Origin of the sequence: Sphingobium psychrophilum (genome assembly GCF_012927105.1) — a bacterium.
Taxonomy (GTDB): Bacteria; Pseudomonadota; Alphaproteobacteria; order Sphingomonadales; family Sphingomonadaceae; genus Sphingobium; species Sphingobium psychrophilum.
Window position 1 is genome coordinate 24157 of sequence record NZ_JABBFV010000018.1, and the last position, 13438, is coordinate 37594.

Below are 13438 nucleotides of genomic sequence, written 5' to 3' on the forward strand. Positions count from 1 at the left end.
CCGGTGCCGTTTGATCGGCAGGACGCGGGCATCAGGCCAGCATCGCCTTGCTCATGATCGCCTGTCGGACAAACCAGCCGTATCTGACCGGCAGGTGGATAGTCGAACGGTGGTACTGGACGCAAAGGCCCCTCGCTGCGGATGATCGCATCAACAACTCGGAGCCGCAAAAAAGACGTGCCTGAGTGTTCGCAGGAGACTTTACGTCTTTTCAGCGCAGGGAGCAGAAAAACATGTTTACGACCCATAAGGTTCCGTCTTCACATTCACGCAAGGCCATGTTGTGCCTGACCACCGCAAGCGCCGTGCTCGCTTTGTCCAGCGTTCCGGCGCTGGCGCAGGACACCGCCGCCGCCGCCGACAGCGCGGCCCCCAGCGGGATGGGCGAAATCGTCGTCACCGCCCGTAAGCGCGGCGAAAACCTGATCGACGTGCCCGTTTCCATCACCGCGCTGAGCGGCGATGCGCTGAACCAGCGCGGCGTGACCGGCCTGAACGAACTCAACGACTTCGTGCCGGGCCTGCGCTATCAGAACAGCTCGGCCAACCGCAACGATCGCGGTTTCCAGACGATTTCGATGCGCGGCATGTATCCCGGCTACTCGCCCAACCGCCAGGCCGTGACGATCTTCGTCGATGGCGTTGCGGTGCCGGGCGGCGCGACGTCGGGCATGGGCGACATCGAGCGGGTCGAAGTGGTGAAGGGACCGCAGAGCGCCTATTTCGGCCGTTCGACCTTTGCCGGCGCGATCAACTTCATCACGCGCGCACCCTCGCTCGAAGAGTTCAAGGGCAGCGCCGATGTATCCTATTCCTCCTATAACAGCATCGACGCCAAGGTCAGCGTCGAAGGGCCGATCGTCGAGGACAAGCTGGCAGTGCGCCTGGCGGGTCGCTATTATCACACCGACGGCCAGTATAAGAATGCTGGCTATAGCGGCCGCCTGGGCGAGCGCGACACGCAGTCGATCGATTTCAGCTTCATCGCCAAGCCGACCGAAACGACCACTGTGCGTGGCTATGCCACCTATTGGGAAGATAGCGATGGCCCGTCGGCCCAGTCGCTGCTGACCGAGGCGGACTATAATTGCAATGTCGGCGGCAATGGCCGCGTGCCCGCAGGCAGCACCACAGGTTTCAACTATATTTGTGGCAATGTCGGCAATATCGTGCCGTCCAAAATGTCGCAGAATATCAATCCGGGTGGCAGCACCAATTTCGGCGGCGTCACCAACCCGGCGCAGAAGCCGACGGTATCGGCCGGCTTCATCGATCATCTGGGTCTGGAACGTAAAGCCTATCAGTTGCGCCTGATGGTCGACCAGGAAGTGGGCGACCATACGTTGTCGGCCGCCGTGTCGCACAATCGCAACCGCTGGGCCGCGCTGACCGACACCTACAACCGGGCGCCCGACGGCACGAACTATTATTCGACCGTCTACCTGCCCTACGACATCCAGAATAATTCGGCCGAACTGCGGCTGGCTTCGCCCGACAGCGGCAAGTTCACCTATATGGTCGGCGGCAACTATTATTGGGAAAGCATCGATTTCTTCACCCGCGCATCGCGCGGACCGACGCCGACCAACCTGGGTTCACCCACCGACTACCGCGCCCGGACATTCGGCGTGTTCGGGTCTGCCAGCTATGAATTGCTGGACGGCCTGAAGCTGAGCGGCGAGGCGCGTTACCAGTGGGATCGCATCAACCATATCGGCTATTCGATCACCACCGGCGCCGAAGCGACCAACCTGGCCAAGACGTTCAAGTCCTTCACCCCGCGCGTCATCCTGAATTACGAGATCACGCCGACGGTATCGACCTATGCGTCCTGGTCGCGCGGTACGCGCCCCGGCACGTTCAACACCAACTACACCCTGTTTTCGCCCGCGATCCAGGCGCAGTTGACCACCAATGCCGGGCGTGAAATCCCGACCGCGGTGGCCGAAGAAAAGCTTACCATGTACGAAGCAGGTCTGAAGGGCGAATTTTTCGGTCGTCGCCTGCGCGTCCTGAGCGCTGTCTATTATGGGCAATGGCGTGATCGCCAGATCAACCAGAACATCGCTTATACCGTGGGCACCACCACGTCGACCGCGACGCTGACCTTCCCCGACGGTTCGACGAACCTGTGGGGCGTGGAACTGGAAGGCGCTTTCCAGGCGACCCGCGACCTGACGTTGGAGGGCACGTTCAACTGGGCGGCCACCGACATCCGCAGCGTCGCCTGTTCGGAATGCGTCGCCATCAACGGCGTCATCAATCCGGTCGGCAACACGATGGAACGCTATCCCCAGTATAGCGGCACGGCGGCCATCAACTACCAGCCGCGCATCAACGACGACTGGACCGGCATCTTCCGCGTCGATTATATCTATACCGGCAAGCAATATGCCACCGCTGCCAATGTGGCGTGGATCAATTCGGCAAGCCGCGTGAACATCCGCGTGGGCGCCAGCACGGACAAATATACGATCGAGCTGTTCGGCCGGAACATCTTCGACGACAAGACGCCGACCAACGTGCTGCGGAATACCAATCCGAACAGCAATGTGAGCCAGGGCCTCAACACCATCGTCCTGGCGGCGCCGGAACGGGCCACCATCGGTGTCAGGGGCGCGGTTCGCTTCTGATGCTGACACAACCCCGGCAATCGCAAGATTGCCGGGGTTTCTTTTTGCCCTTCGCCGATCGGACATATCGATGCTGCTGAACAAGGACCGCGCCTATGCCATCATGGATCGGGAGGGGCTGGACGGCCTGATCGCGACGTCGCCGATCAACGTCTATTATCTGTCCGATTATTGGGGCGCGCTGATGCGGATGCGGCGCACCTTCTACAACTACGCCTTCCTGCCGCGTGACGAAACCGCGCCGCCCGCGCTGATCGTCACCGGGGTCGAGCATGTCCGCTTCTTCCACAAGCCTGAACTGACATGGATGCCCAGCATCCAGAGCTATGTGCATCCCATCTATCTGGACCGGCGCGATTTCGACCCCGATGTCGAAGATCCCGAACATGTCGAATATGGCATGAAATGGCCGATCAATCATGAGACCTTGTCTCCGCGCGACGAGCAATATCTGCTGTTTCAGGAAAGCCATCGCGGTAATGCGTCGGTAAACGCGCTTTATGCGCTGAAGAAGGCCATCGCCGAAGCGGGCTTGTCGGCCGGTAATCTGGGGTCGGACGATCCGCGCGTGGGGCCATGGTTGCAGGAGATCGGCCTGCCGGACGTCCAGGTGTCCGACGCGACGACGACGTTCCGTGACATCCGCATGGTCAAGTCGCCCGACGAGATCGCGCTGATGCGCAAGGTCGCGCTGATGAACCAGGAAGCGCTCGACGTGGTGCTCGATTCGATCGAGGTCGGGATGCCGCGCGACGAACTGGACCTGATCTACAATGTCGAAGTCGCCAAGCGCGGCGGCAAGGCGATCTATCTCAATACCGGCCAGAACGGCACCCATCATGCCATGGGTACGGTGCTGGAGGGGGAGAGCATCACCTTCGACGGATTGTGCGAATATAAAAATTATCTTGGCGACCTGGGGCGGGTGGCTGTGTGCGGCGAACCCAAGCCTGAACTGGTCCGGCGCATGAAGGCGCTGGAGGTCGGTTGCCAGACCGTGCTGGAAGTCGTGAAGCCCGGCGTCACCGGGCAGGAAGTGACCAGCGCGGTGATCGACGCGGTGCGCGCCGCGGGCTTCCCCGGCTTCTTCTTCGCCACGCCCCATTCGATTGGCCTGGAACATTCCGACCACAAGATCCCGATCGGCCCGACCCTGCCCGGCGGCAATGGCCCGTTCGTGTTCGAGGAGAATATGATCTTCTCGCTCGACATGCCCTATTATGAAATCGGCTGGGGCAATCTGCATGTCGAGGACCAGATATTGGTGACAGCCAACGGGGTCGAGCCGCTGACCAATTGCGACACGTCGCTGCGCGTGCGTCCGGGCGCGTCGCGCTGAGGCGATGACCACGAAAACCTATGTCGAGGGCCGTTGGGGCCAAGTGCATGTGCGACTGGCGGGCAAGCCGACCGCGCCGCCGCTGTTGATGCTGCACCCCACGCCCAAGTCGGGCTGGATCTACGAACGGCTGATGGCGCAACTGGCGCCGGGCCGCGCCGTATTCGCGCCCGATACGCCCGGCTATGGTGCCAGTGATGCGCCGCCTGCGCCGCCGTCGATCGAGGATCATGCCGAGGCGATGTTCGGCGTGGTGGAGCGGCTGGCCGCCGACGGGATGATCGCGGATACGATGGTCGACCTTTTGGGCTATCATACCGGATCGTCCATTGCCGTCGCGATGGCCAATATGCGGCCGCGGCAGGTGCGCCGCCTGATCCTGGTGTCCGTCGCCGCCTATGATGCCGACGTGCGTGCCGAGAAGCGGGCGGCGCTGGCCCACTGGCCAAGGCCGGCAGAGGATGGGTCGCATCTGGGGCGGATGTGGGCGCTGATGCGATCGCTGTCCGACGCGCGGGTGGATACCGCCTGGCTGCATGAATCGCTGACTGAAAATTTGCGCTGCGGCGCGCGCGCGCCCTGGGGTTATGATGCGGTCTATCGCCATGACCTGCAATCCGCGCTCGACGCGCTGGCGCATGATACGCTGATCCTCAATCCGCAGGACGATCTGTGGGATCTGACCCGCGCGCATGCGTCACGGGTGCGGGGCGCGCAATATGTCGAGATGCCGGGCGTGGCGCATGGCCTGTTCGACCTGGAGGTCGAGCGGATCGCCGCGCTGATCGAGGAATTTTTGCGGCGGTAAGGCTTTAGGCGTCGCCTTGCCCCGTCAGTGCGGTGACGACGGCGTCCACCAGCCGCACCCGCGCGGCGGCCAGTTCCGCCTCCAGTTCCGCCGACGGGACATAGGTGGCGATGGCGTCGCGCACGTCGATCCCCTTATCCTCCAGCACCGCTTCCAATATCCGTACCCGGTCGGTCAGCACCCACAGTTCGCGCGTCAGCGTCAGCATCGCTTCGCCCAGATGATCGAGCTGGTTGTCGCGCAGCATCTGGCGCGGCTCGGGGTCGGATGCGCGCTTGGGGCTGGTCTTGGCGTCGGTCATCATGCGGCCTCCGGCTTGCGGGCGACCAGGATATAGGGCTGCCCGCCAGGCAGGACGCCGCCGTCCACATCGACGAAACCGGCTTCCTGCGCGACTGCGACCAGGTCGGTGGTCGATGCCGCGCGCCAATAGGGTTCCCCGCCCCAACGGGCCGCCCAGTCGAAGCGCCAGGATGCCATGCGGTCGAGGTCGGCATAGCGGGGCACGTCTGACATGATGACCGTGCCGCCCGGTTCCAGCAGGCGATAGGCCTCGGCAAAAACGGCGCGGATGATGCGCGGCGGGATTTCGTGGATCAGATTATAGCTGCTGACCAGGTCGAAGCTGCCATCGGCAAAGCCGGTGGCTTCGCAGGGGCGCTGATAGAGTTTCCAGGCCCAGCCACGGGCATTCGCGACCCGCCGGGCCTGCTCCAGCATCCGGGCGGAAAAGTCGACGCCGCTGATCTGCGCATCCGGGAAGGCCTCCGCCAGCGCGACCATATTATGGCCCGACGAAGCCCCCATGTCTAGGATGCGGCGATAGGCGCGAGGCGGTGCCTTGGCCGCGGCGGTGCGGCGATGGCCGAAGATATTACCGCCGAACACGCGCGTCAGGATGCGCTTGTGGATCAGTTCGCCATGGACGAAGCCGTTATGCGGGCTGGCGTCCCAGCCGCCGGTGGTGCGGTGGAACCATACCCGCTCGAAATAGGCGGGGAGTTCCAGCGCCTCGTCCAGCTCCAGCGTCGCCGGGCCATCCTCCAGCGCCTTGAGCATCGGTTCTACCGTGTCGCGGATTTCGGCAAAGGCGTCCTGGCAAATCGGTCCATGATCCTTGGCGGTCCATTCGCCCAGCAGCGCGCGGGCACCATAGACCGGCGAATGGGCAAGCGTTTCGTCGACCAGGCGGTGCCGGTCGTCCATCTTTTCCGGCATGGTCTGGGCATTGATGCCCGCGTCGCTCAGTTCCGCCTCGACCGCGCGTTGCAGTTTCGCGACCGCGCCGCGCACGGCGCAATGGAAATCGATCGTCGCCCGCCCGCGCTGGCCCAGCACCACTTCGTCCATCGCCTGTCTCCGCCTTGACTGCCTGCGTTGCACCATAGCGCCATGGGCGCGCGACGTCGCGCCCGCGCCATGATTTTATCATCTGGTGGACAGCGGGACAGTTGGCTGGCCGGGATGGGCGGGGACGCGCTAGACTGGGGGCGTCGAACAGGAAGGACAAGAGATATGCTGCTGAACAGGGAACGCGCCAACGCCGTCATGGACCGGCACGGGCTGGATGGCCTGGTCGCGGCGTTCAAGGAGAATATCTACTATCTGAGCGATTATTGGGGATCGATGTTCCTGATGTCGCGCAATTACACGCTCTACGCCTTCCTGCCGCGCGACGAGAGCAAGCCGGCCGCGCTGATCATGCCGGGCACGGGCGTCTATCATCTGGAACATGTGCCGACATGGATGCCCAACGTGTCGACCTACATCACCCGGATCAAGCCGGGCCAGCCGATGCCGCCGCGCGATTTCGAGTTCACGACCGAAGAGATTGACGAGAGCGGCGGCGACCAGGTGGTCACCGAAGCGTCCGCCAAAGGGCAGGCACTGACGCCCTATCCCACGCGCGAAGGCGCGGAGATGGCGCCGCGCGACCGGCAGTTGCTGGCCCGCTATGCTATGCACAGCGACAATCCGGCGATTTCCTCGACCCGCGCGCTCAAGGCTGCGATCGAGACGGCGGGGCTGTCGCGCGGCAAGATCGGCTTTGACGATCCGCGCGTGCTGGGGTGGCTGAACGAGGTCGGCTTGCCTGACCTTACCGGCTGCGACGCATTGAACATCTTCAAGGAAATCCGCATGGTCAAAAGCCCGGCGGAAATCGAACTGCTGCGGATCGCCGCGCGGATGAGCGAGACGGCGATCAACGCGGTGATCGACCAGATCCATGTTGGGATGCCGCTGGACGACATCGGCCGCATCCATGCGCAATCGATGCTGGACCAGGGCGGACAGTCGGAATGGATCATTGCCAATATCCGGGGGCTGGCGACCGGCGTGGTCGAAGCGAACGAGATCATGAAGCTGGATTCGGTGGGCAGTTACAAACAATATCGTGGCGATGTGGGGCGCACGGTCATCTGTGGCGAACCGACCAGGGAAATGCTGGACCGCAATGTCGCGGTGACGCGCGCGCTGCACATCGCTTACGAGAATATCCGGCCGGGCAAGACGTTCAAGGAGATTGTCGACCTGACCCTGAAGGCCGTCCATGATGAGGGTTTTCCCGGCTTCGTCATCGCCGGGCCGCATTCGGTGGGGCTGGAACATACCGACCATCCGGTGTCGGTTGGCGCGCAGATGCCGGGGCATCACCCCCTCGTCTTCGAGGAGAATATGGTCTTCACGCTGGACATGCCCTATCATGAATTCGGCTGGGGCACGTCGCATGTCGAGGATATGATGCTGGTCACGAAACATGGCTGCGAGGCGCTGTCGTCGATGGACACGTCGCTGCGAGTGCGGCCTATCGCCTGATGCCTACCGGCTGAGGAAGGCGGTGATGGCCGATGCCTGATCGTCGGTATCGACGACGCGGGCATCCGCCATCATCGCTGCCAGTTCGGGCGCGGCCGCCGCGATATGGGGTGGCAGGCCGGGCAGGCGGAGGAACAGGGTCGGGGCCGTGACCCGCGCGATCCGGTCCGCCGTGGGATAGGCGAAGGCCGCGCGATAGGGCTTGTGATAGCAGGTCAGGTTTTTGAGCACGTCAAGCGCGGCGGCATGAAGCGCATCGGCGTCCGGCACCGCGCGGTTCATCAGGCGGTGTTCTGGATCGCGCAGGAAATAGGGCGCGTGGAGCGACTGGTCGCGCACGAAGTTGAACGCCCAGATGAAGTGGCGGCCATAATCGTCGGCCTCCATCGCAGGGGCATAGGCGTCCAGCCGTTTGGCGCGGGTGGCGGGATCGAAATCGCTGATCCCCTGGAAGATCAGCCGGCCGACCAGATCGGGACAGGTGGCCGCCAGTTCGCAGGCGATGCGCGCGCCGGTGTGCGCGCCGTACAGATCGACCTGCGCCAGGCCCATGGCCGCGACGATCCGCCGCACGGCATCGGCGAAATAGGCGATGTCCGGCACGTCGGGCACGGGCGGCGGGGAATCGCCATTGCCCAGCGTATCGATGGCGATGAGGTCGGCGTCACTGCCCGCCGCGCGCAACGCCTGCATCACTGGCACCATGCCGCGCGAGCTGTTGGGTGAAGGGTGGAGCAGCAACAGCGGACGACCCGGACCACGCAGGCGGCGCATATGCACCGGCCCTTCGGCAATGGTCACGAAGTCCCGGTCGATCATACCGGGCGATCGCCCATCAGGGCGATGGCTTCGGCCTCGCCCACCACCTCGGCCATCTTGGCGGCCATGTCGAAGAGATTCTGTTCTTGAGGGCGCGCGTCGCGATCGCCACAGGCTTCGCGCACGACGAAGGGGGCAAAGCCATGGCAGAGCGCATCGAGCGCCGACGCACGGACGCAGCCAGATGTCGAAAAGCCGGTGATGAGCAGCGTGTCGAACCTGGCGGCGTGAAGGGTGGAGGCCAGCGACGTGCCAAAGAAAGCCGAAGGATATTTTTTTGACACGACCAGTTCGCCCGGCAATGGCTGAAGTTCGGGCGGGAAGGTGCCGGCGGGCGATCCCTGTTCGAACGCCTTGAGCGCGGGCACCTTGCGGAAGAACATGCCGCCATCGATGCCGCCTGGTTCATAGCTGATATTGGTGAAGATCACCGGCACGCCGACCGCGCGCGCCGCCGCCGCCAACCGGACGTTGGACGCCAGCGCATCCTCCACCCCGGCATAAAGCGGCGAGGCGGGATCGAGATAGGCCATGACCACGTCGACGATCAGCAGCGCGGGACGTTGGCCAAAGGTCAGCTTGCCGCCGAAACCGGCGCTTGCATAATCGGCGTTCAGATCAACTGTCATAGCGTTTCCCAAGGGCAATGAGGTCCGGCGCGCCGAGCAGGGCGTTCATGTCGGAGAGTTGGACGATCTGGTCAGCGAGGCTGGTGGTGGTGCGTTCGCGCGCCAATGTTCCCAGCCAGTCGGGCGCCTGCGCGACCAGTCCGTGCATCATCAGCAGGGGATGGAGGGCAATGGCGAAGCCGAGCGTTTCGAGCGTCGCGCCATCGGCGGTCGGGGTCACCCCGCCCTCGACCAGATTATGCACCAGCGGCACGCGCCCGGCGAAACGGGCGGCGATCCGCTCCAGTTCGTCCATCGTCCGTGGCCCTTCTATGAAGATCAGGTCCGCGCCCGCCGCCAGATAGGCCTCCGCCCGGTCGATGGCGGCGTCCAGCCCCTCGACCGCCAGCGCATCGGTGCGGGCGATGACCAGCATGTTCTGGCGCACGTCCAGCGCCGCCCTGATCCGCCCGACGGACTCCGCCAGCGGAACCACCGTCTTGCCGGCCATATGGCCGCAGCGTTTGGGGAAGCCCTGATCCTCGATCTGCACCGCGCTGGCGCCCGCCCGCTCGAAAGAGCGCAGGGCGCGTTGCAGGGTGAGCGCATTGCCAAAGCCTGTGTCGGCATCGACGATCAGGGGAATGGCGATACGATCCCGGATCACCGCCACCGCTTCGGCCACTTCGCTGGCGGTGACCAGCCCCATGTCGGGACGGCCATAGCGGCCCATCGACAATGCGCCGCCCGACAGGAAGGCGATGGGGAAGCCCGCGCGCTCGATCAGCAGCGCGGTGAGGCCGTCCCAGCAGCCCGGCACGCTGTATAGCCGCCGCCCGTCCGGGCCTGCCGAAAGCAGGCCCTTCAGTGCGGCGACATGCGCCGGTTCGCTCATCCTAGCTGGCCGGGGATGTGGCTTTCATGGTTCTGGAGATACCATTGCGCAATCTCTTCCCGCGTCGCCCACCACACGCCCGGCAGCGACTTTGCATGTTCGATGAATTCGCGCAGCGCCCGGATGCGGTGGGCGCGGCCCGACACATGGGGGTGGAGGCCCAAGTTCATGATCCGCCCGGTCTTGGCCCCTTCGGCATAGAGGACGTCCAGTTCCTCGATCAGCACGTCGCGATATTCGTCGGTCGTGTAATTTTTGCGGGTGATGAAGGTGAAATCGTTGATTTCGTTGGAATAGGGCACCGACACGATCGGCCCGTGCGGCGTGCGCAGCAGATAGGGCTGATCATCGTTCATGATGTCGCAGTAGAAGGTGCAGCCATATTCGGCGAGGATGTCCGCCGTCTGGAGCGTGCCGCGCAGCGAGGAGGAGAGCCATCCCTTCGACTTGCGCCCGGTGAATTTTTCGAACTGGTCGAGCGTGCGCAGCACGATCTCCCGCTCCTTGGCCGGATCGCCCGCGAAGTTGGTGAGCAGTTCGCCCTGTTCCCAATTATGGGTCAGCAATTCCCAGCCGCGTTCCAGCACCGCGTCGGTCATCGCCTTGCGGCGGTCGAACGTCACGGCATTGGTCGTACAGCTGGCCTTCACGCCCAATTCGTCGAACAGGTCGATGAGGCGCCACAGGCCGACCCGCTGACCATATTCGCGCCAGCTATAATTGGGAAAGTCGGGCGTGTTGCCGGGCAGGATGTCGGGCAGGATCGACGGGCCACCGGCATAATAGGGTTTGTCGGTGTCCTTGGTCAGATCCCAGGTTTCCAGGTTGAACGTCAGGATGAGGGCAACGCGCGCGCCATTGGGCCACACAAGCGGCTGGCGCTGAGGCAGCGGGATATAATCATAGTCCATGTGAGCGACCTTTCCTTTTAGAGTGGTTTGTAACCCGACTGCGTCGGATCACGAACCGCTCTAGTCTCTGTTTTAACGCGATTTCCGAGTCGTCAAACGTTCCGTTTGACTAGAAATCGCTCTAAAAGCGGCTAAGCAGCGCGCCGAAACCGTCCATCTGATCGTTCAGTCCCATGCTGCGCAGGGCGTGCCAATAGGTTGCGGTATTGATCGCGATCACCGGTTTTTCCAGCCAGAATTCGGCCATGGCGGCGACTTCCGCAAAGGCCAGGTTAGTGCCGGCCTGGATGATGGCATCCACGCCTTCGCTCACGGCTATGGCAGTGCGCTTGAGCTTCTGCTTGTCCTCATGCGCGATCATCATGGGGGAAGGGGATTTGAGGCCCTCTATATGGACCACCTCATAGCCCTGATCCTCGAAGAATTTCTTGACGTTCGCGTCGCCGACGGGGGCGTATGGGGTGAGAATGCCGATCTTGCGGATGGGGCCGGTTTCGCTCTCATAGGCCTTGATCGCGGCGTCCACGGCGGTCGACCCCATGATGACGGGGACGCCGCCGGTCCGCTCCAGCATCTTTTTGTGCAGGCGATCCGCACCCTCCGCGCCGTCCCAGAAGGTTTCGGCGGACATGCCCATGATGACGCAGCCAGGGTCCATCGACATCGACACGTCGACCGCATCAAAGGTCGCGGCGCGGATATTTTCCAGCATCACCATGAAACTGTCGTCATCCGTCACCTTGGTATCGGGAATGGCGATGCGCGAGAAATGATTGGTGACGCCGCGCGGGCGCATGGCGGCATATTCCGGCTCCACGCTGGTGTTGGTCGACGGCGCGACGACCGCGAACTTCATGCGATAACCCAGGGAATCGACCATCTTGTGTCCTTGCAAGGATGTTCTGGAACGTGGGCTTGCTTGTGCGGGCGGCAGCGCCCTGCCGTCATCCGCCAAAGCGGATTTTATCGACTGGCGAATAAAATGATCAGACCCTGACGCCCGATCCGCCGGTTGGTGCCACTATGTCGGCAAGCGTTAACAGGGAGGCCGCGATGGCAGCATATATAGTGGCGACGGTGACGATCACCGACGCCGAGGCGTTCGCCGCCTATGGCAAGGGCATCGCCGGCCTGGCCGAACAATTTGGCGGGGAATCGGTGGTCAAGGGGCCGGTGGCAGAGATGCTGGAGGGGCAGGCGGTGCCCGGCGAGCGGATCGTCGTCAGCCGTTATCCGGATGCCGATGCGGCCCGCGCCTATATCGCGTCGCCGCAATATCAGGCGGCGCTCAAGCTGCGCGAAGGTGCGGCCACCGTCTCCATGCGGTTGCTGGTCGATCCGGCCTGAAGCCCGGATCGCATATCTGCGCGCCTATCTGAATTGCAGGAACTGAAATATGACCGAAAGAACACGTGTCCTCGTCGCGGGGGCCGGGCCGGTTGGCGCGGTTATCGCCTATCGACTGGCGGAAATGGGCATCGATGTCGTACTGGTGGAACCGGCCACCCATTGCGCGGAGGATATGCGCGCATCCACCTTCCATCCGCCGACGCTGGCGATGATGGAGGAGCTGGGGGTGCTGGGCGAATTGCTGGCCGACGGGCTGAAGGCGCCGGTCTATCAATATCGCAACCGGCGCAGCGGCAATGTCATCAGCCTGGACATGGCCGACATTGCCGACATGACGCCCCATCCCTACCGGTTGCAATGCGAGCAATATAAGCTGGCGCGGATGTTGACCGGACGGCTGGCCAATCATCCCCATGGCCAGGTGCTGTTTCAGCATCAATTGCTGTCCTACGCGCAGGATGGCGATGGCGTGACCGTGCATGTCGAAGGGCCGCTGGCGATCAAAACCTATCGCTGCGACTATCTGGTCGGGGCGGACGGGGCGAGTTCGACCGTGCGCAAATGGATGGGCGTGGAGTTTGACGGTTTCACCTATCCCGAACGGTTCCTGACGCTGTCGACGGCCTATCCGGTCGAGCAGCATTATGACAATCTGGCCAATGTCAGCTATATGTCCGATGCCGCCGAATGGTGCGTGTTGCTGCGCGTGCCGACGCTGTGGCGCGTGCTGGTGCCATCGCACGAGCAGGAAAGCGACGCGATGCTGCTGTCCGATGCCAAGAAGTCGGCGGTGTTCGCAGGGCTGGTCCCTGATGGCGAGGCGGTGCAGACCTATCACCGCACCTTGTACCGGGTGCATCAGCGGGTGGCCCGCAATTTCCACCAGGGCCGTGTGGTGCTGGCCGGCGATGCCGCGCATCTCAATAATCCGCTGGGCGGCTTTGGCATGAATTCGGGCATTCACGATGCCTGGAACCTGACCGACAAGCTGCGCGACATCCTGCTGGATGGGGGACAGTCAGACGAACGCCTTGGCCTATATGATCGCCAGCGGCGCACGATCGCGTCGGAATTTGTGCAGGCGCAGACGATCAAGAACAAGAAGGCAATGGAAGCGTCCGATACAGACGGACCCAGCGCGCAAGAATTGTATATGGAAAAATTGGCCTGTGATCGCGAATTGCGCCGCGAATATATGATGAACCAGGCGATGATCCGATCACTGGAGCGCGAACAGCATATTCAGTAAGATTTTACC

At 63.1% G+C, this 13438-nt stretch carries 13 protein-coding genes; 6 read left to right on the top strand and 7 right to left on the bottom strand.

The window, feature by feature from the left end; all coding sequences use genetic code 11:
* The first annotated feature begins 233 nt into the window (after nucleotides 1–233).
* The 3 genes from HHL08_RS19275 to HHL08_RS19285 all read left to right on the top strand — a co-directional run bounded on the left by HHL08_RS19275 (nucleotide 234) and on the right by HHL08_RS19285 (nucleotide 4780).
* A complete protein-coding gene (locus HHL08_RS19275) occupies nucleotides 234–2633 on the top strand; it encodes a TonB-dependent receptor (RefSeq protein WP_169574648.1) in 2400 nt (799 codons plus the stop codon).
* Nucleotides 2634–2703: 70 nt separating this feature from the next.
* Nucleotides 2704–3972 (top strand): M24 family metallopeptidase, encoded by a 1269-nt coding sequence (locus tag HHL08_RS19280; RefSeq protein WP_169574649.1) that lies wholly within the window; start codon nucleotides 2704–2706, stop codon nucleotides 3970–3972.
* A 4-nt stretch (nucleotides 3973–3976) separates the two neighbouring features.
* Nucleotides 3977–4780 (top strand): alpha/beta fold hydrolase, encoded by an 804-nt coding sequence (locus tag HHL08_RS19285; protein WP_169574650.1) that lies wholly within the window; start codon nucleotides 3977–3979, stop codon nucleotides 4778–4780.
* Between the two features lie 4 nt (nucleotides 4781–4784).
* Here the strand turns inward: HHL08_RS19285 and HHL08_RS19290 are convergent, their stop codons facing one another.
* Entirely contained in the window at nucleotides 4785–5084 is a 300-nt protein-coding gene (locus HHL08_RS19290; RefSeq protein WP_169574651.1) for a hypothetical protein, read from the bottom strand.
* Nucleotides 5081–6130: a class I SAM-dependent methyltransferase gene (locus tag HHL08_RS19295; RefSeq protein ID WP_169574652.1), complete on the bottom strand. Its 1050-nt coding sequence runs from the start codon at nucleotides 6128–6130 to the stop codon at nucleotides 5081–5083. Before HHL08_RS19295 ends, HHL08_RS19290 begins: the two co-directional genes overlap by 4 nt.
* 165 nt (nucleotides 6131–6295) lie before the next feature.
* On the opposite strand from HHL08_RS19295, the gene HHL08_RS19300 reads away from it, so the two are divergent.
* Entirely contained in the window at nucleotides 6296–7597 is a 1302-nt protein-coding gene (locus HHL08_RS19300) for a M24 family metallopeptidase (RefSeq protein WP_169574653.1), read from the top strand.
* Nucleotides 7598–7600: 3 nt separating this feature from the next.
* On the opposite strand, the gene HHL08_RS19305 is transcribed toward HHL08_RS19300, so the two are convergent.
* The 5 genes from HHL08_RS19305 to HHL08_RS19325 form a co-directional block, all read right to left on the bottom strand.
* The gene (locus HHL08_RS19305) at nucleotides 7601–8416 is read right to left on the bottom strand and encodes an alpha/beta hydrolase (RefSeq protein WP_169574654.1); all 816 of its coding nucleotides are present in this window, start codon (nucleotides 8414–8416) and stop codon (nucleotides 7601–7603) included.
* Nucleotides 8413–9045 carry an isochorismatase family protein gene (locus tag HHL08_RS19310; RefSeq protein ID WP_169574655.1) on the bottom strand — a complete coding sequence of 211 codons (633 nt, stop codon included), beginning with the start codon at nucleotides 9043–9045 and terminating at the stop codon, nucleotides 8413–8415. The genes HHL08_RS19305 and HHL08_RS19310 overlap by 4 nt, the downstream gene beginning before the upstream one ends.
* Nucleotides 9035–9919: an isocitrate lyase/PEP mutase family protein gene (locus tag HHL08_RS19315; protein WP_169574656.1), complete on the bottom strand. Its 885-nt coding sequence runs from the start codon at nucleotides 9917–9919 to the stop codon at nucleotides 9035–9037. Before HHL08_RS19315 ends, HHL08_RS19310 begins: the two co-directional genes overlap by 11 nt.
* Entirely contained in the window at nucleotides 9916–10830 is a 915-nt protein-coding gene (locus tag HHL08_RS19320) for a polysaccharide deacetylase family protein (RefSeq protein ID WP_169574657.1), read from the bottom strand. Before HHL08_RS19320 ends, HHL08_RS19315 begins: the two co-directional genes overlap by 4 nt.
* A 121-nt stretch (nucleotides 10831–10951) precedes the next feature.
* Nucleotides 10952–11710: a maleate cis-trans isomerase family protein gene (locus HHL08_RS19325; protein WP_169574658.1), complete on the bottom strand. Its 759-nt coding sequence runs from the start codon at nucleotides 11708–11710 to the stop codon at nucleotides 10952–10954.
* A 173-nt stretch (nucleotides 11711–11883) separates the two neighbouring features.
* Here HHL08_RS19325 and HHL08_RS19330 point away from each other — a divergent pair, with 173 nt between their 5' ends.
* Both HHL08_RS19330 and HHL08_RS19335 read left to right on the top strand, forming a co-directional pair.
* Entirely contained in the window at nucleotides 11884–12177 is a 294-nt protein-coding gene (locus HHL08_RS19330; RefSeq protein ID WP_169574659.1) for a DUF1330 domain-containing protein, read from the top strand.
* Nucleotides 12178–12226: 49 nt separating this feature from the next.
* Nucleotides 12227–13429 (top strand): FAD-dependent oxidoreductase, encoded by a 1203-nt coding sequence (locus HHL08_RS19335; protein ID WP_169574660.1) that lies wholly within the window; start codon nucleotides 12227–12229, stop codon nucleotides 13427–13429.
* Nucleotides 13430–13438: the final 9 nt, after the last annotated feature.